Genomic DNA, 21994 nt, shown 5'->3' with positions numbered 1-21994 from the left:
TCGGCGGTCGGTATTCCGGTCACTTCTGACCGGAATACTTTGCCTGGATTTCCTGTGCGACGTTCGACGGGACCGGCGCGTAGTGATCGAAGGTCATCGTGTACTGTGCACGACCCTGCGACATGGAGCGCAGGTTGTCGACGTACTTGAACATGTTCGCGAGCGGAACGTTTGCGTTGATCACAACGGCAACGCCACGCGATTCCTGGCCCTGGATCTGACCACGGCGGGAGTTCAGGTCGCCGATAACGTCGCCGACGTAGTCTTCCGGCGTTACGACTTCAACCTTCATCATCGGCTCGAGCAGCTGTGCACCAGCCTTCTTGGCTGCTTCACGGAAGCAAGCACGCGAAGCGATTTCGAAGGCCAGAACCGACGAGTCGACGTCGTGGAATGCACCGTCGATGAGCGTCGCCTTGACGCCCAGCATCGGGAAGCCAGCGAGCGGACCCGAAGACAGAACGCTTTCGATACCCTTCTGAACGCCCGGGATGTATTCCTTCGGAACAGCACCGCCGACGATCTTGGATTCGAACTTGAAGTCTTCGCCTTCCGGGTTCGGTTCGAAGACGATCTTGACGCGCGCGAACTGACCGGTACCACCGGACTGCTTCTTGTGCGTGTAGTCTTCTTCGTGCTGGCGCGTGATAGTTTCGCGGTAAGCAACCTGCGGCGCGCCGACGTTTGCTTCAACCTTGAACTCGCGACGCATGCGGTCGACGATGATGTCGAGGTGAAGTTCGCCCATGCCGGCGATGATCGTCTGACCGGATTCCTGGTCAGTCTTGACGCGGAAGGACGGGTCTTCGGCAGCCAGACGGTTGAGCGCGAGGCCCATCTTTTCCTGGTCGCCCTTGGACTTCGGCTCGATCGCGATCTGGATGACCGGCTCGGGGAACTCCATGCGCTCGAGGATAACCGGCTTCAGCGGGTCGCAGAGCGTATCACCCGTCGTGGTTTCCTTGAGACCAGCCAGAGCAACGATGTCGCCGGCAAAGGCTTCTTCGATGTCTTCACGGCTGTTCGAGTGCATCTGCAGCATGCGGCCGACGCGCTCGCGCTTGTCCTTGACCGTGTTCATGACCGACGAGCCCTTTTCGAGCTTGCCCGAGTAGATGCGCGCAAAGGTCAGCGAACCGACGAAGGGGTCGTTCATGATCTTGAACGCGAGCATCGAGAGCGGCTCGGAATCATCAGCGTGACGCTCGATCTCTGCTTCGGTCTTGGCGTCGATACCCTTGATCGCCGGAATGTCGAGCGGCGACGGCAGGTAGTCAACAACGGCGTCGAGAAGCGGCTGAACGCCCTTGTTCTTGAACGCGGTACCGCAGAACATCGGGTGGAACTTCACGTCGATGGTGCCGCGGCGAACGAGTTCGCGGATCTTGTCGTTCGAGGGCATGTTGCCTTCGAGGTAGGCTTCCATCGCGGCTTCGTCGATCTCGACAACGGTCTCGATCAGCTTTTCGCGATACTCTTCAGCCTTGTCCTTCATGTCGTCCGGGATCTCGACGACATCCCACTGCGCGCCGAGGGACTCGTCGCGCCAGACGAGAGCGTTCATCTCGATCAGGTCGACAACGCCCTTGAATTCGGTTTCAGCGCCGATCGGCAGCTGCATGACGACAGCGGTCGCACCCAGACGGGTCTTGATCATCTCGACCGAGCGGTAGAAGTCCGCGCCGGTCTTGTCCATCTTGTTGCAGAAGATCATGCGCGGAACGTTGTACTTCTCAGCCTGACGCCAGACGGTTTCCGTCTGAGGCTCGACACCGGCGTTGGCGTCGAGCAGCGCGATGGCGCCGTCGAGAACGCGCAGCGAACGCTCGACTTCGATGGTGAAGTCGACGTGGCCGGGGGTGTCGATGATGTTGAAGCGGCGGGCCTTGCCGTCGCGACCCTTCCAGAAGGTCGTGGTAGCAGCGGACGTGATGGTGATGCCGCGTTCCTGCTCCTGCTCCATCCAGTCCATGGTAGCGGCGCCGTCGTGGACTTCGCCGATCTTGTGGGACTTGCCGGTGTAGTAGAGAATGCGCTCGGTCGTCGTGGTCTTGCCAGCGTCGATGTGCGCCATGATACCGAAGTTACGGTAGTCTTCGATTTTATATTCGCGTGCCATAGTGGACTGCCTCTTGAGACGTTCGCGCCAGAATTACCAGCGATAATGCGAGAACGCACGGTTGGCATCAGCCATCTTGTGCGTGTCTTCGCGCTTCTTCACGGCGCTACCACGGTTGTTCGCTGCGTCCATGAGTTCGCCGCAGAGGCGATCAACCATGGTCGTTTCGTTACGCTTGCGTGCGGCCGCAATCAGCCAACGGATGGCGAGGGCCTGGCGACGCTCCGGACGAACATCGACCGGAACCTGGTAAGTTGCACCACCGACGCGGCGCGAACGCACTTCAACGTGCGGCGCAATGTTGTCGAGCGCGGAATGGAATACGGTGATCGGCTCCTGCTTCAGCTTGACCTGGACCGCATCGAACGCGCCGTAAACAATGCTTTCCGCTACGGACTTCTTGCCGTGCAGCATGATTGCGTTCATGAACTTCGTGACAACCAGATCACCGAACTTCGGATCCGGATTGATCTCGCGCTTTTCTGCTTTATGACGTCTGGACATACTTCTCGTCTCTTCGAACTGTTTCAGCGCTTTATCACGCGGAGGACCTCGCGCAGCGCCGGGATTTTAAAAACCGAATTACTTCGGACGCTTTGCACCGTACTTCGAACGGCGCTGCTTGCGGTTCTTGACGCCCTGCGTATCGAGAACACCACGGATGATGTGGTAACGAACGCCCGGAAGGTCCTTAACGCGGCCGCCGCGGATCATAACAACCGAGTGTTCCTGAAGGTTGTGGCCTTCACCCGGAATGTAGCCGATGACTTCGAAGCCGTTCGTCAGACGAATCTTGGCAACCTTACGGAGAGCCGAGTTCGGCTTCTTCGGGGTCGTCGTGTAAACGCGGGTGCAAACGCCACGCTTCTGCGGGTTTTCCTGCAGAGCAGGAACCTTATTGCGCTTTACCTGTGCCTGACGAGGCTTGCGGATCAGCTGATTTACGGTAGGCATATACCCATCCCTTGCAAAATCTTATCACGTTACCCTTGCGGGCGGATCGTTGCCGTCGCCGGCAGTTTCGAACGCCTCATGAAATGCGCAAAACAGGGGCCGATCCGCCTTTCCGCAGATGGCCCCAAATAAAGCAGAGGACGCACTATCGTGCGCGTCTTGCGTGCAGCATTGTAGTCGTCGGCGTGCGTTTCGAACCTTGTTTGAGGCGAACTCCAGAACGCGACGTTCCGAACCAGCCAGCCTCACATGGGCTCCGATGCGGCGGGGTGTACTGATTTCAAGGCCAACAGTCAAGGGCAATTAAGAAATATTCTATCGCGCGCAGGCCTGACATGCCTGCAAAACAAGGCTTTTGCACATGGTTTCGAACCTGGTGCCCGCCTCTTTGGCCCTTCGACAGGCGGAGTGTCGGATAGGGTTAAGGAATCGGCAACCACTTTGTGGGGGCTTTCCACGATCTTCGAGTCGGTCGCTGCAGAAGCATTCGAGGCGCGATGCATTTCCATCGCGCCGGACAAAAAAGGGCGCTAAGGTCGCGCCAGCCAATCGAAAGGAAACAAAATGGCCGTCACCCCAGACAACGACAATGCCCCGGACGAACCGATGGTGTTCATCATCATCGGCAAGGCCTATGAGACCGACGGCGACGAAGACGGCGTGGACATTCACGTGATGCTCAAGGCGCCCGACGACGACACCGCTGTTCGCGAAGCACTGAACGCCCTTGCCGAAGAGGGTTTTCTCGAGGCTGACCTGGACCAGATCGGCACACTGACCGAGATCCCGAGCGACGAACCCCACGCCTCCGCCTACCAGGGCGCACTCGAAGGCGAAGTGGCGATCATCCGCTTTAGCTAATCTTTGCAGTCAAGCGACCTTCGCCCTCGCCGTTGCCGCGCGGGGCGACCGCCCAAAAGAAGAAGCCGCCGAGATCGCTCTCGGCGGCTTCTTCTTTGTTTGGGTCAGAGGGCGGAACCCGCCCGCCCCGCTTATTCGGCTGCAGCGTTCTCGTTGGCGAGATCGGCAAGCATTGGCGTTGCTGCCTCGGCACCCGTGCCACGACGACGTTCTTCCAGGATCATCTCGTCGCGCGCAGTTGCGATGCGGCGGATCTGGGTCATCGTGCCACCGGTACCGGCCGGGATCAGACGTCCGACAATGACGTTTTCCTTCAGGCCCTGCAGGCCGTCCGTCTTACCAGCGATCGCCGCTTCGGTCAGGACCTTGGTGGTTTCCTGGAACGAAGCCGCCGAGATGAAGGACGGGGTCTGCAGCGACGCCTTGGTGATGCCGAGCAGGACCGGATCGCCGTATGCCGGCTTCTTGCCCTGTTCGATCAGGCCGTCGTTGACGTCTTCAAGCTCGATCCGGTCGACATTGTCACCGACGATGTAGGTCGAGTCGCCTGCATCGGTGATTTCCACCTTCTGCAGCATCTGGCGAACGATGACTTCGATGTGCTTGTCGTTGATGACAACGCCCTGCAGTCGGTAGACTTCCTGGATTTCGTTGACCAGGTAGGAAGCAAGTGCTTCCACGCCCTTGATCGCCAAGATGTCGTGCGGCGCCGGGTTGCCGTCGAGGATGTAGTCGCCCTTTTCGATGTAGTCGCCATCCTGAAGATGGAAGGGCTTGCCCTTCGGGATCAGGTACTCGACCGGCTCGACACCGTCTTCCGCCGGCTCGATCAGAACGCGACGCTTGTTCTTGTAGTCGCGGCCGAAGCGAACGGTGCCATCGATCTCAGCGATGATGGCGTGATCCTTCGGACGACGGGCTTCGAACAGTTCGGCAACACGCGGCAGACCACCGGTGATGTCCTTGGTCTTGGCGCTTTCGAGCGGCGAACGGGCGAGAACGTCACCCTGGCTGACCTTTTGGCCGGGTTCGACCGAGAGGATCGCGTCGACCGAGAGCAAGAAGCGGGCTTCGCCGCCGCGCGACAGCTTGGCAACTGCGCCGTTCTTGTCCTTGATGACGATCGCCGGCTTGAGGTCCGTACCACGCGGGGTCGAACGCCAGTCGATAACCTGGCGCTTGGTGATACCGGTCGACTCGTCGGTCGCTTCGAGCACCGAGATGCCGTCGACGACGTCTTCGAAGTGAACGGTACCTTCTACTTCCGTCATCATCGGACGGGTGTAGGGGTCCCACTCGGCGAGACGCTGGCCGCGCTTCACCTTGTCGCCATCGTCGACGAGGATCTTCGAACCATAGGCAACACGCTGCGACGAACGCTCGACGCCACGCTCGTCCAGGATCTGGACCGCCATGTTACGGCCCATCGCGACGAGAACGCCGTCCGAGTTGCGCAGCATGTTGCGGTTCTTGATCTGGACCGTACCTTCGTAGGACGCTTCCAGGAACGACTGGTCGACCACGGTCGCCGTACCACCAAGGTGGAAGGTACGCATGGTGAGCTGGGTGCCCGGTTCACCGATCGACTGTGCAGCGATAACGCCAACCGCTTCGCCCATGTTGACCGGCGTACCACGAGCCAGGTCGCGGCCGTAGCAGACGCCGCAAACGCCCGTCTGGATTTCGCAGGTCAGCGCCGAACGGATGCGGATCGACTGGATACCAGCCTTCTCGATCTCGATGACGTCGGGTTCCAGGATCATCCGGCCGGCATCGACGATGCGAGCGCCCGTGACCGGGTGATCGATGTCGTCCAGAGCCGTACGGCCAAGAATACGAGCGCCAAGCGAGGCCACAACCTGACCGGCGTCGACGATCGCCGTCATCGTGAGACCGTTTTCGGTGCCGCAATCGACGGAGTTGACGATGCAATCTTGCGCGACGTCGACGAGACGGCGGGTCAGGTAACCGGAGTTCGCGGTCTTCAAGGCGGTATCGGCCAGACCCTTACGGGCACCGTGGGTCGAGTTGAAGTACTCGTTAACGGTGAGGCCTTCCTTGAAGTTCGAGATGATCGGCGTCTCGATGATTTCACCCGACGGCTTGGCCATCAGGCCGCGCATGCCGCCCAGCTGACGCATCTGGTTCGGAGAACCACGGGCGCCCGAATGCGACATCATGTAGATCGAGTTCATCGGCTTCTGACGACCGTTTTCGTCGAACTCCACCGCCTTAATGCGGGCCATCATTTCGTCGGCGACCTTTTCGGTCGCCTTGCCCCAGGCGTCGACAACCTTGTTGTACTTTTCGCCCTGGGTGATGAGGCCGTCGTTGTACTGCTGCTCGTATTCCTTCACGAGCGCTTCAGTGTCGCCGACGATCTTCACCTTGGTGTCCGGGATGACCATGTCGTCCTTGCCGAAGGAAATGCCGGCGCGGCAGGCATGGGCAAAGCCGAGCTGCATGATGCGGTCGCAGAAGATAACCGTGTCCTTCTGGCCGCAGTGACGGTAGACCGCGTCGATCATCTTGGAGATGTTCTTCTTGGTCATTTCCTGGTTGCAGATGTCGAACGGCACGTTGACGTTGCGCGGCAGCAGCTCGCCGATGATCATGCGGCCAGGCGTGGTTTCATAGATCTTCGAAACCGGGTTGCCCTCGGCATCGACGGTCTTGAAGCGACCACGGATCTTGGCATGCAGGGTCACGGCCTTGGTTTCGAGCGCGTGGTGCAACTCGCCCATGTCCGAGAACGCCATGCCTTCGCCCGGCTCGTTCTGGTTCAGGATCGACAAGTAGTAGAGACCGAGAACCATGTCCTGCGACGGAACGATGATCGGCGCGCCGTTTGCCGGGTGCAGAATGTTGTTCGTCGACATCATCAGCACGCGTGCTTCGAGCTGGGCTTCGAGCGACAGCGGCACGTGAACGGCCATCTGGTCACCGTCGAAGTCGGCATTGAAGGCCGTGCAGACGAGCGGATGCAGCTGGATCGCCTTGCCTTCGACCAGGGTCGGTTCGAAGGCCTGGATGCCCAGGCGGTGCAGCGTCGGCGCGCGGTTCAGCAGAACCGGATGCTCGCGGATGACCTCGTCGAGGATATCCCAGACTTCCGGCTTTTCCTTTTCAACGAGCTTCTTGGCCTGCTTGACGGTCGAGGAGTAACCCTTGGCGTCGAGGCGGGCGTAGATGAACGGCTTGAACAACTCGAGCGCCATCTTCTTCGGAAGACCGCACTGGTGCAGCTTCAGTTCCGGACCGGTCACGATAACCGAGCGGCCGGAATAGTCGACGCGCTTGCCGAGCAGGTTCTGACGGAAGCGGCCCTGCTTGCCCTTCAGCATGTCGGACAACGACTTCAGCGGACGCTTGTTGGCACCGGTGATGACGCGGCCACGACGGCCGTTGTCGAACAGCGCATCGACAGATTCCTGCAGCATGCGCTTTTCGTTGCGGATGATGATGCCCGGAGCACGCAGTTCGATCAGGCGCTTCAGACGGTTGTTACGGTTGATGACGCGGCGATAGAGATCGTTCAGATCCGACGTCGCGAAACGACCGCCATCGAGCGGTACGAGCGGGCGCAGGTCCGGCGGGATCACGGGGACGACCTTCATGATCATCCATTCCGGACGGTTGCCGGAATCCATGAAGTTCTCGACGATCTTCAGGCGCTTCATCAGCTTCTTCTGCTTCAGATCCGAGGTCGTCTCCGCGAGCTCAGCGCGCAGATCGCCAGCGATCTTCTCCAGATTCATCGAAGCGAGCATTTCGTAGATCGCTTCAGCGCCGATCATGGCGGTGAACTGATCTTCGCCGAACTCATCGACGGCGAGCATGTAGTCTTCTTCGCTGAGGAGCTGGTTTTCCTTCAGCGACGTCAGACCCGGCTCGGTGACGATGTAGTTTTCGAAGTAAAGAACGCGCTCGACATCCTTCAGCGTCATGTCGAGCAGCGTGGAAATACGGCTCGGCAGCGACTTCAGGAACCAGATATGAGCAACCGGAGCGGCGAGCTCGATATGGCCCATGCGCTCACGGCGAACGCGCGACAGCGTAACTTCGACGCCGCACTTTTCGCAGATGATGCCCTTGTACTTCATGCGCTTGTACTTGCCGCACAGGCACTCGTAGTCCTTGATCGGGCCAAAGATGCGCGCGCAGAAAAGACCATCGCGTTCCGGCTTGAACGTGCGGTAGTTGATCGTCTCCGGCTTCTTGATCTCACCGTAAGACCAGGAAAGAATCTTCTCCGGCGAGGCGATCGAAATCCGGATGGAATCGAAGGTCTGTGCAGGCACCTGCGGATTGAAAAGATTCATGACCTCTTGGTTCATGCCTGTCTCCTTTACGGGCTTTACGCCCTGAGCTTGGCGAGGGTGCCGACAAATCCCGGGCGCCGGCCCCTGCCCCTTAAACAGCTAAAACCGCATTGGCTGCGGCTCTGTTCCTGCCGAAGACGTCAGCGTCTTCAGGCGGAAACGGTGCGCGCCGCATCGCGGCACGCACCTTGGGTCTCTTTACTCGGCTGCGTCCGGCAACTGTGCCGCGCCAGCCTCGTCGACCTTCGAGTTTTCGAGCTCGACCGAAAGGCCCAGCGAGCGCATTTCCTTGACGAGAACGTTGAAGCTCTCCGGAATGCCCGCTTCGAAAGTATCGTCGCCACGGACGATCGCTTCGTAGACCTTGGTACGACCGGCAACGTCGTCCGACTTCACCGTCAACATTTCCTGCAGGGTGTAGGCTGCGCCGTAAGCTTCCAGCGCCCAGACCTCCATTTCCCCGAAGCGCTGACCGCCGAACTGCGCCTTACCGCCCAGCGGCTGCTGGGTGACGAGCGAGTATGGACCGATCGAACGGGCGTGGATCTTGTCGTCGACCAGGTGGTTGAGCTTCAACATATAGATGTAGCCCACGGTCACCTGACGGTCGAACTGATCGCCGGTACGGCCGTCGTAAAGCGTCGACTGGCCGGTTACCTTCAGGCCCGCCTGCTCCAGCATCTCGTTGACGTCGGCTTCGACAGCACCGTCGAAGACCGGCGTTGCGATCGAAACGCCGCGACGGGTCTGCTCGGCCAGGCGCACGATCGACTCGTCGTCGTACTGCTTGATCGGCTCGCCCTTCGGGCCCGACCCGATGACGCTGTCGATGGTGTCGCGCAGCGGCTGGATGTCGGCGCCTGCCTTATAGGCATCAAGCATCGCGCCGATCTTCTTGCCCATGCCGGCGCAAGCCCAGCCAAGATGGGTTTCGAGGATCTGGCCGACGTTCATGCGCGAAGGCACGCCGAGCGGGTTCAGAACGACGTCGACATGCGTGCCGTCTTCCAGGAACGGCATGTCTTCGATCGGCACGATACGCGACACGACACCCTTGTTGCCGTGACGGCCGGCCATCTTGTCGCCCGGCTGGATCTTGCGCTTCACAGCGACGAAGACCTTGACCATCTTCATGACGCCCGGAGGCATTTCGTCGCCGCGCTGGACCTTCTCGACCTTGTCCATGAAGCGCTGTTCAAGGCGCGACTTGGATTCGTCGTACTGGGCACGCAGAGCTTCAATTTCGCCCTGAGCCTTTTCATCCTCGACGGCGAACATCCACCACTGCGAGCGGGGGTATTCGCTGACGACGAGGTTCGAAAGCTCGGTGCCCTTCTTGAAGCCCTTCGGGCCGGCAACGGCCGTGTGGCCACGCAGCATGTCGACGAGACGTGCGTAGACGTTACGATCGAGGATCGCCTGTTCGTCGTCGCGGTCCTTGGCGAGGCGTTCGATTTCCTCGCGCTCGATCGCCATCGCGCGCTCGTCCTTCTCAACGCCGTGGCGGTTGAAGACGCGAACTTCGACGACGGTACCGAAGGTGCCCGGGGGCATGCGCATCGAGGTGTCGCGAACGTCGGAGGCCTTTTCACCGAAGATGGCGCGCAGAAGCTTTTCTTCCGGCGTCATCGGGCTTTCGCCCTTCGGCGTGATCTTGCCGACGAGGATGTCACCCGGCTGAACCTCTGCACCGATATAAACAATACCGGCTTCGTCGAGATTGCGCAGCGCTTCTTCCGAAACGTTCGGAATGTCGCGGGTGATTTCTTCCGGACCCAGCTTCGTGTCACGCGCCATCACTTCGAATTCTTCGATGTGGATGGAGGTGAACACGTCGTCGCGCACGATCCGCTCGGAGAGCAGGATCGAGTCTTCGTAGTTGTAGCCGTTCCACGGCATGAACGCGACGAGCGCGTTGCGGCCGAGCGCCAGGTCACCGAGGTCGGTCGACGGACCGTCGGCGATGATGTCGCCCTTGTTCAGAACGTCACCGACGGTAACCAGCGGGCGCTGGTTGACGCAGGTGTTCTGGTTCGAACGCTGGAACTTCTGCAGACGATAGATATCGACGCCCGACTTCGACGGATCGAGGTCTTCGGTGGCGCGGATAACGATACGGGTCGCGTCAACCTGGTCGACGACGCCGCCACGACGGGCCGCGATTGCTGCGCCGGAGTCACGGGCAACGACCGGCTCCATGCCGGTACCAACAAACGGCGCTTCGGCGCGCAGCAGAGGCACGGCCTGACGCTGCATGTTCGAGCCCATCAGTGCGCGGTTGGCGTCGTCGTTCTCAAGGAACGGGATGAGCGCCGCGGCGACCGAAACGAGCTGCTTCGGCGAAACGTCCATCAGGTTGATGTTGTCGCGCGGAGCCAGCATAACTTCGCCGGCGTGACGGCAAACGACGAATTCTTCCGAGAACGAACCGTCGCTCTCAAGAACCGAGTTTGCCTGGGCGACGTGATACTTCGCTTCTTCCATCGCCGAGAGATAGACGACGTTGTTCGTCACCTTGCCGTCAACGATCTTGCGGTACGGGCTTTCGATGAAGCCGTACTTGTTGACGCGAGCAAAGGTCGCAAGCGAGTTGATCAGACCGATGTTCGGGCCTTCCGGCGTTTCGATCGGGCAAATACGGCCGTAGTGCGTCGGGTGAACGTCGCGGACTTCGAAGCCGGCGCGCTCGCGGGTCAGACCACCCGGGCCAAGTGCCGAAAGACGGCGCTTGTGGGTGATTTCCGAAAGCGGGTTCACCTGGTCCATGAACTGCGACAGCTGCGAGGAGCCGAAGAATTCGCGGACGGCTGCGGCAGCCGGCTTGGCGTTGATCAGATCCTGCGGCATGACGGTGTCGATTTCAATCGACGACATACGTTCCTTGATCGCGCGCTCCATGCGGAGCAGACCAAGGCGGTACTGGTTTTCCATCAACTCGCCGACCGAACGAACACGGCGGTTGCCGAGGTTGTCGATGTCGTCGATTTCGCCCTTACCGTCGCGCAGTTCGACGAGCATCTTGACGACAGCCAGGATGTCTTCCTTGCGCAGGATACGGACGGTATCCGCAACTTCAAGGTCGAGGCGCATGTTCATCTTGACGCGGCCGACGGCCGAGAGGTCGTAGCGCTCGGCGTCGAAGAACAGCGTGTTGAACATGGCTTCCGCGGAATCCATGGTCGGCGGCTCGCCCGGACGCATCACGCGGTAGATATCGAACAGAGCGTCCTGACGGTTCTCGTTCTTGTCTACGGTCAGCGTGTTGCGGATGTACGCGCCGACATTGATATGGTCGATGTCGAGAACCGGGATTTCGTCGAAGCCGGCCGACAGAATGACGGGAAGCGTCTTCTCGTCGATCTCGTCGCCTGCTTCGAGGTAGATTTCACCGGTTGCGAAGTTGACGACGTCTTCGGCAAGATAGTTGCCGTAGAGGTCATCATTGGTCGCCTTGAGCGCCTTCAGACCCTTGTCCTGCAACTGACGAAGCAGACGCGGGGTCAGCTTCTTGCCAGCTTCAACGACCACTTCACCGGTGTCGGCGTCGACCATCTCGGTGATGGCCTTCTGACCCTTCAGGGCATCCGGCTGGAACGGCACGCGCCAGCCTTCGCCGTCGCGCTGGTAAAGCGACTTCGTGTAGAAGGTGTCGAGGATTTCCTCGCCGTCCATGCCGAGCGCCATCAGCAGCGACGACACCGGAATCTTGCGGCGGCGGTCGATACGGGCATGCACGATGTCCTTGGCGTCGAACTCGATGTCGAGCCAGGAACCGCGGTAAGGAATGACGCGTGCTGCGAAGAGCAGCTTGCCCGACGAATGGCTCTTGCCCTTGTCGTGGTCAAAGAACACGCCCGGCGACCGGTGCATCTGCGAAACGATAACGCGCTCGGTACCATTGACGATGAAGGTACCGTTGTCGGTCATGAGCGGCATGTCGCCCATGTAGACGTTCTGTTCCTTGATGTCCTTGATCGACTTCGCGCCGGTATCCTCGTCGATATCGAATACGATGAGGCGCAGCGTCACCTTAAGCGGCGCTGCGTAGGTCAGATCGCGCTGACGGCATTCCTCGACGTCGAACTTCGGCGGCTCGAATTCGTAGGAAACGAACTCCAGCATCGATGCGCCCGAGAAATCCTTGATCGGGAAAACGGACTTGAAAACAGCTTGGAGCCCCTCGTCAGGGCGACCGCCCTTGGGCTCTTCAACCATCAAAAACTGGTCGTAGGATGCCTTCTGAACCTCGATGAGGTTCGGCATTTCTGCGACTTCTGGAATTTTACCAAAAAACTTGCGTACGCGCCTGCGACCGTTAAACGAAAGGGTCTGAGCCATCGTCGCTCCTTGTCAATCTTGCATCCGGGCCTGCAACGGACGGGAACCGATGGCCAGTCGACCCCATCAATCAATGAGTAGTTCAATCTCGTCCAGCGAATGGAAAACGCTCAGCGCGGATTGCTGTGCTGCCTTCCGTTCGAGACCATCCTCTTGAAGAACCCATTACCCAAAAGCCGTTTTTCGACAGGCTTTTGGGTAATATGTTCTAAAAACGGTCAAAGAGAGGCGGCCTGAAAAGGCCACCTCCCCTTGCATGTAGCCGAATTACTTGACGTCAACCTTGGCGCCAGCGTCTTCGAGCTTCTTCTTGAGGTCAGCAGCTTCAGCCTTGGAAACTGCTTCCTTGACCGGCTTCGGAGCGCCTTCGACCAGGTCCTTGGCTTCCTTGAGGCCGAGACCGGTGATGGCGCGGACTTCCTTGATGACGTTGATCTTGTTGGCGCCAGCGTCAACGAGGATAACGTCAAATTCGGTCTTTTCTTCTTCAGCAGCAGCAGCAGCACCGCCGGCAGCGCCGCCAGCAACAGCAACAGCTACCGGAGCAGCAGCCGAAACGCCCCACTTCTCTTCGAGCAGCTTGGAAAGCTCAGCAGCTTCCAGAACGGTCAGCGAGGAGAGGTCTTCAACGATCTTTGCGAGATCAGCCATTTTACTTTTCCTTTTGTTCGGTTCGAACTGGTTTTAAATACAACAGCGAAAATCCGCCTTAGGCGGCTTCGTCCTTCTTGGCATAGGCCGAGAACACGCGAGCAAGCTGGCTTGCCGGTGCTGCAACAACCGTTGCGACGCGGGTTGCCGGGGCATTGAGAAGGCCCAGCAGCTTTGCGCGCAGCTCGTCCAGCGAAGGCAGGGTCGCGAGCGACTTGACTGCTTCGGCGTTGAGCGTGGTTGTGCCCATGGCGCCACCGAGAACAACGAGCTTGTCGTTGGTCTTGGCGAAATCCATGACGACCTTAGGAGCCGTGATCGGGTCTTCGCTGTATGCGATCAGCGTCTGACCCTTGAAGAGATTGCTCATCCCTTCCGACTCGGTGCCCTGAAGAGCGATCTTGGCCAGGCGGTTTTTCGCGACTTTGACGGTGCCGCCAGCAGCGCGCATCTTCGAACGGAAGTCGTTCATCTGCGCAACTGTGACACCAGCATAGTGGGCCACGACAACCGAACCGGAAGCCTTGAAGACTTCGTTCAGCTCCGTGACGAATTCGCGTTTTTCCGCTCTTTCCACTGTCTGTCTCCAGTAGGCAGGGTTGCAATACTGCAGCCCCGCCGGGTTTGCCTTTGTCACCCGAGATCGAGCTCGATCCCACGTAACGCTTAAGGATCCTGTCCCTTGGCGTTCCCGGAAGAGCCGGGTCTGACACAAGGCAAGCGAGGTTCGAACCGAATTTCGACGCCTCCGGCGCCATTGTGAAATTCAGATCTTACCCGTCTCATGCAGGCCGAAGTGATTAAGGTAAAACCACCCGCAATCTCGGACAGGAGTTCCGGACTTGACGTCCGGAATTCCCGGCCTCGAAAGGCCGGGAATTTGGTACCGGGCCGAAGCCCGAAAACGATTAAGCGACGCTGAGCGTGGCCGGGTCGATCTTGAGGCCTGGGCCCATGGTCGACGAAATAGCGACGCGCTTGACGTAGTTGCCCTTGGCGCCGGTCGGCTTTGCCTTGATCACTGCGTCAGCGAAGGCACGGATGTTTTCTTCCAGTGCCTTGGCATCGAAGGATGCCTTGCCGATGCCGGCGTGAACGATACCGGCCTTTTCGACGCGGAACTCGACGGCGCCGCCCTTGGATGCCTTGACGGCACCAGCGACGTCCATCGTGACCGTGCCGACCTTCGGGTTCGGCATCATGCCACGCGGGCCGAGAACCTTACCGAGGCGACCGACGAGCGGCATCATGTCCGGGGTGGCGATGCAGCGATCGAAATCGATCTTGCCGCCCTGAACGATTTCGACGAGCTCTTCCGCGCCAACGACGTCAGCACCGGCGGCCTTGGCTTCGTCAGCCTTGGCGCCACGTGCAAAAACGGCGACGCGAACCGAGCGGCCGGTGCCGTTCGGCAGGTTGACGACGCCGCGAACCATCTGGTCGGCGTGGCGCGGGTCAACGCCGAGGTTCATCGCAACTTCGATGGTCTCGTCGAACTTGGCAGTTGCACGTTCCTTGACCATCGAGACGGCCTCGGTGAGGCCGTAGACCTTCGTCGGATCGACGCCCTCGCGGGACTTCTGTACACGCTTTGCAATCTTCGCCATGGTCTTAGCCTACCACTTCCAGGCCCATAGCGCGGGCAGAGCCCTCGATCATGGCCATTGCGCCTTCGATATCGGCAGCATTGAGATCCTTCATCTTGGCTTCGGCGATCGACTTGATCTGAGCCTTGGTGAGCTTGCCGGCCGAACCGCCCTTGCCGGGGGTCTTCGAACCGGACTGGATCTTCGCTTCCTTCTTCAGGAAGTAGCTGACCGGCGGCTGCTTCATGACGAAAGTGAAGGACTTGTCCTGGTAATAGGTGATGACGACCGGGATCGGCATACCCTTTTCCATTTCCTGCGTAGCGGCATTGAACGCCTTGCAGAATTCCATGATGTTAATGCCACGCTGACCGAGCGCAGGACCGATCGGCGGGGACGGATTGGCCGACCCAGCCTTCACCTGCAGCTTGAGCTGGCCTGCAACTTTCTTAGCCATTTCTCTCTGCCTTTCTGAAATCCCCTTGCGACGGATCGCACCGGGATCTGTTACGCCGGTTGCCCGGCTTGTTGCCGATCACGGGGATCAGCGGCTGCGGTTGCGTGGTACGGACGATCCGACCCGGCTAAGGTCGCTCCCCTTCCACGCGCATGCGGATTTCTCCGCCAGAACGGGTCGTAACCCGCCCTATCTCTTGAGATCTTCTCAGACCTTCTCGACCTGACCGTATTCCAGCTCGACCGGCGTCGCGCGACCGAAGATCGAAACCTCGACCTTGAGGCGCGAACGCTCTTCGTCGACATCCTGAACGACGCCGTTGAACGAGGCGAACGGACCATCCGAAACGCGGACCTGCTCGCCGATCTCAAACGAGACCGACGGCTTCGGACGCTCGACGCCATCCTGGACCTGACCAAGGATGCGCTCAGCCTCATGGTCCGGAATCGGAACCGGCTTGCTGTCGGTACCGAGGAAACCCGTTACCTTCGGCGTATTCTTGATGAGATGGAAAGCCTCATCCGTCAGATTGGCGCGAACCAGAACGTAGCCCGGGAAGAACTTGCGCTCGGCGTCGACCTTGCGGCCACGACGCACTTCGACGACTTTCTCGGTCGGCACGAGAATCTTCTCGAACAAATGCTCGAGACCCTTCTGCTTGGCCTTTTCCTCGATCGATTCAGCGACCTTCTTTTCGAAGTTCGAATAGGCGTGAACAATATACCAACGCGCAGCCATACTACCCTCCACCCAATCAAGCGCCAACGTTGAGGATGAGGCCGATCGCCCAACCCATCAACTGGTCCGCAGCAAAGAAGAAGGCAGCGGCAAAAAAGACCATGACGAAAACCATCAGCGTCGAGATCATCGTCTCGCGCCGAGAAGGCCAAGTCACTTTCGACGTCTCAGAGCGAACCTGCTGCAGAAACGTTACCGGATTCGTTTTGGATGCCATGTAATGCTCACGCCATTACGGCGCGTAAAGCCGATGATTCAGCCCCACGCACCGCGTGTCTGTTTGGACCCTACATAAAGACCGATTCTAAAAACCACAAGAGCCAATCAGTCTTTTTTGTGAATTTCGTCGACCGGGTAACCGGTCCTTAAACCTAGTCTGCCGACCTCTCAGCCTTTATGCAAGCGCTAGAGAAATGGCAGGGGCAGAGGGGCTCGAACCCCCGACCTGCGGTTTTGGAGACCGCCGCTCTACCAACTGAGCTATACCCCTATTCAGCTGCGCCTTCGTCTAACAACGTGTCGCCGCCTCAAGTCAGCGGCTTAATATTCAGTTTGCCGGAGGATGACAAGCACCTTTCACCGAAGAAGCGAAAAAATCCTCATCGAAATGCGACAACCCCCTGCCCTGCCGTCTCCGGCGTCACGAATGGGCGCAAGTCATTGTGGAGCCTGCCGTAATTTTCCACAGCGTCCGAGGCCAGGGATCCGCTATCCTGCCGGCAATTGCCCGGAACCCGAATCATATGTCGCGCATCGTGCTGGTCGAATATGATCCCTGCTGGCCGTCGCTCTTTAAGGAACGGGCCTCAGCAATCGCGATGCTGCTTTCACCTTTCACCCGCGAAATCCATCACATCGGCAGCACCGCGGTGCCCGGATTGGCGGCGAAACCGAAAATCGACATTGACGTGGTCGTCTCGGATCTAAGGATATTGCCGGAACTGACCGCGCGCCTTCGCAGCACCGGCTACACCTTTCACGGCGATCCGCACGCAGGCGATCTCTGGACGTTCCGCCGATGCGCGCCCTTACGGCACGCGCCTCTATCTGTAAGGGAGCGGCAACCCCGCCCATGCGGCGCGCCTCCTCTTCCGCGACCAGTTGCGTGAACGGCCAGACTATGCCGAGCGATACGAGACGCTGAAAAAGCGGCTTGCCGCAGACGCCAATGGCGATTGGGATATCTACACCCACGGCAAGCGCGACTTTATCGACGAAGTCCTGGCAGCTCCTGCAACGAAAAAGGCCCCGCCGTTGCCAGCGGGGCCTCTCTACTGATCTGAAATCAGCAGATTACTCGACGATCGAGGCAACGATGCCTGCGCCGACGGTACGGCCGCCTTCGCGGATCGCGAAGCGCAGCTTTTCTTCCATCGCGATCGGAACGATCAGCTCAACGGCAACGGTGACGTTGTCGCCCGGCATAACCATTTCCGTGCCTTCCGGCAGCGTCACGATGCCCGTCACGTCCGTCGTGCGGAAGTAGAACTGCGGACGGTAGTTCGTGAAGAACGGCGTATGACGGCCGCCTTCTTCCTTCGTCAGGATGTAGGCTTCAGCCATGAACTTCTTGTGCGGCTTGACCGAACCCGGCTTGCACAGGATCTGGCCACGCTCGACGCCGTCACGGTTAACACCACGGATCAGCGCGCCGATGTTGTCGCCGGCCTGGCCCTGGTCGAGCAGCTTGCGGAACATTTCAACGCCCGTAACCGTCGTCTTCGACGTGTCGCGGATGCCGACGATTTCAACTTCTTCGCCGACCTTGACGATGCCGCGCTCAACGCGACCGGTCACAACCGTACCACGGCCCGAGATCGAGAACACGTCTTCGATCGGCATCAGGAACGGCTGGTCGATCGGACGCTCCGGCGTCGGGATGTAGGCGTCAACAGCAGCCATCAGCTCGCGGATCGCGTCTTCGCCGATCTTCTTGTCCGAATCTTCGAGTGCAGCAAGCGCCGAGCCCTTGATGATCGGAATGTCGTCGCCCGGGAATTCGTAGGACGACAGCAGTTCGCGAACTTCAAGCTCGACGAGCTCGAGAAGCTCGGCGTCGTCAACCTGGTCGACCTTGTTGAGGAACACGACGATTGCCGGAACGCCAACCTGGCGAGCGAGCAGGATGTGCTCGCGGGTCTGCGGCATCGGGCCGTCAGCGGCCGAGCAAACCAGGATCGCGCCGTCCATCTGCGCAGCACCGGTGATCATGTTCTTGACGTAGTCGGCGTGGCCGGGGCAATCAACGTGAGCGTAGTGACGGTTCGCCGTCTCATACTCAACGTGGGCCGTCGAAATGGTGATACCACGGGCCTTTTCTTCCGGCGCAGCGTCGATCTGGTCATACGCCTTGAACTCGCCGAAGTACTTCGTGATCGCTGCGGTCAGCGACGTCTTGCCATGGTCAACGTGGCCAATCGTGCCAATGTTAACGTGCGGCTTGTTGCGCTCAAATTTGCTCTTTGCCATGGGTACGTTTCCTGTGGTCAAGTATGAATGATCAGCCGGCAGGGCCGGTTTGTGGAGCCGTTTAAGGGTTTCAGGGGATTTGCGCAAGACTTAATTGCGTACGCCCGGACCGGTCGCCGACGGCCTTTTCCTGCCGATATGTAAGAACGGTGAAACGCCGGCACAAGAGCAGGCATCCGCGAATCACAGATCGCCAGGCAAGCAAGACTAACAATGGCTTACTGCGAATCGTTGAACCGTCGGATTAATTTCAAATAAGGAGAGTGTTCGCTGCTGGAGCGGGTAGCGGGAATCGAACCCGCGTATTCAGCTTGGAAGGCTGCTGCTCTACCATTGAGCTATACCCGCGGGCCTTCGATCCAGAAGCAGAATGGTGGAGGGAGTTGGATTTGAACCAACGTAGGCTGAGCCAACGGATTTACAGTCCGTCCCCTTTAACCACTCGGGCATCCCTCCATTATTCTGTCGGGATCTTTCGACCAAGCAATTGAGATCGTGAGACAACCAGCGACGCGTCGTTGCCGCCTCTCGATCTGTGGCCGGGTATATGACCGCCCTCTTTCCTCCTGTCAACACGGGTCAGTGGAAAATTTCCGAATTTCTCCACAGCGACAATTCCGGACCACGCATCGAAAACCATTTCGCCACGCCTGCAACCCCTCTATAAGACGCCCATGAGCAAAGATCGCACCGGCGACAAGAGCGCCAAGGACACCCATTACGCCAACCTCAGGCGCGCCCACCGCGACGCCAAGCGGGAACGTGGCGAAATCCCCACGCCAAAACAGGAGAAGCGCCGCAAGGCGCCGGCCGACTGGAAGCCGCCGCAGCTCGCGCCCGAGCAGGTTCTGCTCTACGGCCTGCATACGGTTCGCGCCGCCCTCGACAATCCGGCGCGCCAGGTCGTTCGCCTCAGCGTGACGGCGAACGCCGCTGCAAGATTGGAGCTCGACGAGCTTTCGGCCCTACCCTTCCCGGTCGAAACGGTAACGCCACAGGATCTGGACAAGATCCTCGGCCCCGATGCGATCCACCAAGGCGTGATGCTCGAGACGCGCCCCTTGCCGCATCGCAGGCTCGAAGCGCTTCGCGACTGCCCGCTGATTCTGGTGCTCGACCAAGTGACCGATCCGCACAATGTCGGCGCCATCATGCGTTCCGCCGTCGCCTTCGACGCCGGTGCGCTGATCACCACCATGCGCCACAGCCCGACCGAATCGGGCGTTCTCGCCAAATCCGCCTCGGGCGCGCTGGAAATGATTCCCTATATCCAGATCACCAATCTTGCGGATGCCATCGAAGAACTCCACCGGCTGGGCTTCCAGACGATCGGCCTCGATTCGGAAGGACCGCAGCCGCTTGAAGGAACATTCAGCGGTGAGAAGATTGCGCTCGTTCTCGGCTCCGAGGGCAAGGGACTGCGGCAGAAGACCCGTTCGATCGTGACGGACCTCGCTCGCCTCGACATGCCGGGTGCAATCAAGTCGCTGAACGTATCGAATGCGGCAGCAATCGCCATGTACGCAGCGCGTCAGTTCCTGAACCGCTGACATCCACGCACAGCCGGCCGCCCGTGGCGATCAAGCGGACGGCGGCGTCACCCCACACTGCTGCAAGAGCCGGCGCATTGACGCGAAAATGTGCCTGTGGAAATCTCCGCGTCGTTGGGATCGGAGAGCTCCATGGTCGTCGCTGTTGCGTCACGCGTTCCTATGTTTCGGCTGCTGGTCTTGAGTGCAGCCTGCCTCGGTCCACTCACCGCCTTCGCCGCGGGCGACATCGATCCCGGGATCATCGCGGCGCAGACGGGCGACTATCTGGTCGCGCCGCTCGATGGTGCCGATGGATGCAAGCTCACCCTCACCGCCGATGAGGCGATCGGCGGCTACGCGGTTACCGGAGCCGAGGGTTGCGCCAAGAGCCTGCCAACCCTTGCCGACGTCGCCGCCTGGAATTTCGACGGGAGCGGCGGCCTGTTGCTGATCGACGTCCTGCGAAAAGTCCGCGCCCGCTTTGAAGAGAGCGAGGGATCCCCGCTCCTGACGAAGGGCGAGGACGGGCCTCGACTGGCGCTCGTACCCGCGGTGGACGGCATCTCGCATCTGCCGGCGTCGGCAAATATGAAAGGCGCGTGGCAGATGAAACGACCCGACGGAACCGCCATCTGCCATGTGCGCTTTGCGGAGACTGCCGACAGTGACGGCAGTCTCGCACTGTCCGTCGAAGAGCCATGCGATGGCGCCGTCAGAAAATTGAAACTGAAGAGCTGGACGGCGAACGGCCTTGGCATAACCCTGCTCGGCGAAGACGGCAGCTCGCTCGCCTTCACCGCCACACCTTCCGGCTTCGAGAAAGACCGCAATGAGGGCGGCAAGCCGCTGCTCCTCGTCAGAAACTGACCAATTGCCCCGTAGGACTCAGCGGCGTGCTCATGCCGGCCGCCGTCGGGCAGCCGTCGCGCAACTTCTTCCAGGTGGAGACGTTGAGGTTCATTTCGCAGCGCGCCATATAGACGTTGCCGTCGACCCTTAGGCAGGCGATCTGTCCGAGCTCATATTTCGAACCGTCGCGGTTGCGGCACGTGCAATTGTGTGCGCGCGCCGCGTCGGCGGTGAGCAGTGCAGCCACCGCAGCGGTCATGCCCAACAGAATTGTCCGCCGGTCCACCATCGATGCATTATAAAGCAGATTGTGAAATCCCAAAACGGACAATGCCGGCTGCGTTTGCAACCGGCACCGTCCGCACGCAGGGCCTGGGCCCCTCCACCGGATCACGTCAGTGACCCGCTGAACCTATATGTTAGCTCGCCAGGCGAAGGACGTTGCCTTCCGCGATGGTCTTTTCAGCCTCAGCAATCGCAAACTGCTTGGAGTCGGCGCTGAGGTTGAGGCCTTCGGCACGGACAAATTCCACATCTGTGACGCCCAGGAAGCCGAAGACCGTCTTCAGGTAGGATTCCTGGTGGTCCATGACGGCGGCCGGACCGGCGGAGTAGTGACCGCCACGGGTCGAGGCGACGATGATCTTCTTGCCCTTGGCGAGGCCTTCCGGACCATTTTCGGTGTAGCGGAAAGTCTTGCCGGAGACGGCGATGCGGTCGATCCAGGCCTTCAGCTGGCTCGGGATGCCGAAGTTGTACATCGGGGCACCGATGACGACCGTGTCGGCCGCCAGGAATTCTTCGAGCATGTCGCGGCCAAGCTTGACGTCGGCGGCGAGGTCGGCATCCACGCCTGCGAGATCGGCGGGGGCCATGATCTGGGCGCCGGTCAGGTGCGGGAGCGAGCTGGCAGCGAGGTCGCGATAGGTCACGGTGGCATCCGGGCGGTCAGCCTTGATCTGAGCGGCGAGTGCCGCCGTCAGACGACGGGAAACCGAGTGATCACCGAGGATACCAGAGTCGATATGAAGAACGTTCATGGGAACACCTTTGTGTTTGCGTTGCGGTGATCCACATATGAGGGGAAAACAATCGACCGATAAGCCAGCGGATATTTG

The 21994-nt window shown here is 59.8% G+C and carries 19 protein-coding genes and 3 tRNA genes; 5 read left to right on the top strand and 17 right to left on the bottom strand.

Annotated features, from left to right (window positions below):
- Positions 1-19: 19 nt before the first annotated feature.
- The 3 genes from fusA to rpsL all read right to left on the bottom strand — a co-directional run bounded on the left by fusA (position 20) and on the right by rpsL (position 3073).
- Complete coding sequence (fusA, locus tag V7S54_RS19315; RefSeq protein ID WP_065376942.1) at positions 20-2119, bottom strand: elongation factor G; 2100 nt, start codon at positions 2117-2119, stop codon at positions 20-22.
- 33 nt (positions 2120-2152) lie between these two features.
- Complete coding sequence (rpsG, locus tag V7S54_RS19310) at positions 2153-2623, bottom strand: 30S ribosomal protein S7 (RefSeq protein WP_057252175.1); 471 nt, start codon at positions 2621-2623, stop codon at positions 2153-2155.
- Positions 2624-2701: 78 nt separating this feature from the next.
- Positions 2702-3073: a 30S ribosomal protein S12 gene (gene rpsL, locus V7S54_RS19305; RefSeq protein ID WP_003507760.1), complete on the bottom strand. Its 372-nt coding sequence runs from the start codon at positions 3071-3073 to the stop codon at positions 2702-2704.
- A gap of 564 nt (positions 3074-3637) precedes the next feature.
- Here rpsL and V7S54_RS19300 point away from each other — a divergent pair.
- A complete protein-coding gene (locus tag V7S54_RS19300) occupies positions 3638-3934 on the top strand; it encodes a hypothetical protein (RefSeq protein ID WP_057252174.1) in 297 nt (98 codons plus the stop codon).
- 131 nt (positions 3935-4065) lie between these two features.
- Here V7S54_RS19300 and rpoC read toward each other — a convergent pair whose 3' ends face one another.
- The 9 genes from rpoC to V7S54_RS19255 form a co-directional block, all read right to left on the bottom strand.
- On the bottom strand, positions 4066-8271 hold the full coding sequence (rpoC, locus tag V7S54_RS19295) for a DNA-directed RNA polymerase subunit beta' (protein ID WP_065376943.1): 4206 nt from the start codon (positions 8269-8271) through the stop codon (positions 4066-4068).
- Between the two features lie 183 nt (positions 8272-8454).
- Positions 8455-12594, bottom strand: coding sequence for a DNA-directed RNA polymerase subunit beta (rpoB, locus tag V7S54_RS19290; RefSeq protein WP_336408675.1), 4140 nt, complete (start codon positions 12592-12594; stop codon positions 8455-8457).
- A 267-nt stretch (positions 12595-12861) separates the two neighbouring features.
- Positions 12862-13245, bottom strand: a complete 384-nt coding sequence (gene rplL, locus V7S54_RS19285; protein ID WP_057252171.1) for a 50S ribosomal protein L7/L12 — start codon at positions 13243-13245, stop codon at positions 12862-12864.
- A 58-nt stretch (positions 13246-13303) separates the two neighbouring features.
- Positions 13304-13822, bottom strand: a complete 519-nt coding sequence (gene rplJ, locus V7S54_RS19280; protein ID WP_057252170.1) for a 50S ribosomal protein L10 — start codon at positions 13820-13822, stop codon at positions 13304-13306.
- A 331-nt stretch (positions 13823-14153) separates the two neighbouring features.
- Positions 14154-14852 carry a 50S ribosomal protein L1 gene (gene rplA, locus V7S54_RS19275; protein WP_065376944.1) on the bottom strand — a complete coding sequence of 233 codons (699 nt, stop codon included), beginning with the start codon at positions 14850-14852 and terminating at the stop codon, positions 14154-14156.
- 4 nt (positions 14853-14856) lie between these two features.
- Positions 14857-15288 carry a 50S ribosomal protein L11 gene (gene rplK, locus V7S54_RS19270; protein WP_043626293.1) on the bottom strand — a complete coding sequence of 144 codons (432 nt, stop codon included), beginning with the start codon at positions 15286-15288 and terminating at the stop codon, positions 14857-14859.
- 207 nt (positions 15289-15495) lie between these two features.
- Complete coding sequence (gene nusG, locus V7S54_RS19265) at positions 15496-16026, bottom strand: transcription termination/antitermination protein NusG (protein ID WP_034795476.1); 531 nt, start codon at positions 16024-16026, stop codon at positions 15496-15498.
- Between the two features lie 16 nt (positions 16027-16042).
- Positions 16043-16243 (bottom strand): preprotein translocase subunit SecE, encoded by a 201-nt coding sequence (secE, locus tag V7S54_RS19260; protein WP_034795473.1) that lies wholly within the window; start codon positions 16241-16243, stop codon positions 16043-16045.
- 197 nt (positions 16244-16440) lie between these two features.
- Positions 16441-16516: transfer RNA gene (locus V7S54_RS19255), tRNA-Trp, on the bottom strand.
- A gap of 253 nt (positions 16517-16769) precedes the next feature.
- Here V7S54_RS19255 and V7S54_RS19250 point away from each other — a divergent pair.
- Positions 16770-17135, top strand: coding sequence for a GrpB family protein (locus V7S54_RS19250; RefSeq protein WP_327078093.1), 366 nt, complete (start codon positions 16770-16772; stop codon positions 17133-17135).
- Entirely contained in the window at positions 17128-17304 is a 177-nt protein-coding gene (locus tag V7S54_RS19245; protein ID WP_327078094.1) for a GrpB family protein, read from the top strand. The genes V7S54_RS19250 and V7S54_RS19245 overlap by 8 nt, the downstream gene beginning before the upstream one ends.
- 15 nt (positions 17305-17319) lie before the next feature.
- Here the strand turns inward: V7S54_RS19245 and tuf are convergent, their stop codons facing one another.
- The 3 genes from tuf to V7S54_RS19230 form a co-directional block, all read right to left on the bottom strand.
- Entirely contained in the window at positions 17320-18495 is a 1176-nt protein-coding gene (gene tuf / locus V7S54_RS19240) for an elongation factor Tu (RefSeq protein ID WP_065374644.1), read from the bottom strand.
- 274 nt (positions 18496-18769) lie between these two features.
- Positions 18770-18843, bottom strand: a tRNA-Gly gene (locus tag V7S54_RS19235).
- A gap of 23 nt (positions 18844-18866) precedes the next feature.
- Positions 18867-18951: transfer RNA gene (locus V7S54_RS19230), tRNA-Tyr, on the bottom strand.
- A gap of 218 nt (positions 18952-19169) precedes the next feature.
- Here V7S54_RS19230 and V7S54_RS19225 point away from each other — a divergent pair.
- Positions 19170-20045, top strand: coding sequence for a TrmH family RNA methyltransferase (locus V7S54_RS19225; RefSeq protein WP_065374643.1), 876 nt, complete (start codon positions 19170-19172; stop codon positions 20043-20045).
- A 132-nt stretch (positions 20046-20177) separates the two neighbouring features.
- Positions 20178-20894 (top strand): AprI/Inh family metalloprotease inhibitor, encoded by a 717-nt coding sequence (locus V7S54_RS19220; RefSeq protein ID WP_234793025.1) that lies wholly within the window; start codon positions 20178-20180, stop codon positions 20892-20894.
- On the opposite strand, the gene V7S54_RS19215 is transcribed toward V7S54_RS19220, so the two are convergent.
- Both V7S54_RS19215 and V7S54_RS19210 read right to left on the bottom strand, forming a co-directional pair.
- Positions 20884-21135, bottom strand: a complete 252-nt coding sequence (locus V7S54_RS19215) for a hypothetical protein (RefSeq protein ID WP_176707566.1) — start codon at positions 21133-21135, stop codon at positions 20884-20886. The two genes, V7S54_RS19220 and V7S54_RS19215, sit on opposite strands and share 11 nt — an antisense overlap.
- Positions 21136-21295: 160 nt before the next feature.
- Positions 21296-21916: an FMN-dependent NADH-azoreductase gene (locus V7S54_RS19210; RefSeq protein WP_057252254.1), complete on the bottom strand. Its 621-nt coding sequence runs from the start codon at positions 21914-21916 to the stop codon at positions 21296-21298.
- Positions 21917-21994 lie beyond the last annotated feature (78 nt).

The sequence above is a fragment of the Ensifer sp. CCNWLY38 genome (assembly GCF_037120565.1).
Taxonomy (GTDB): Bacteria; Pseudomonadota; Alphaproteobacteria; order Rhizobiales; family Rhizobiaceae; genus Ensifer; species Ensifer adhaerens_H.
Note: the sequence above shows the minus strand (reverse complement) of the source record. Positions and strands in the feature narration are given on the sequence as shown.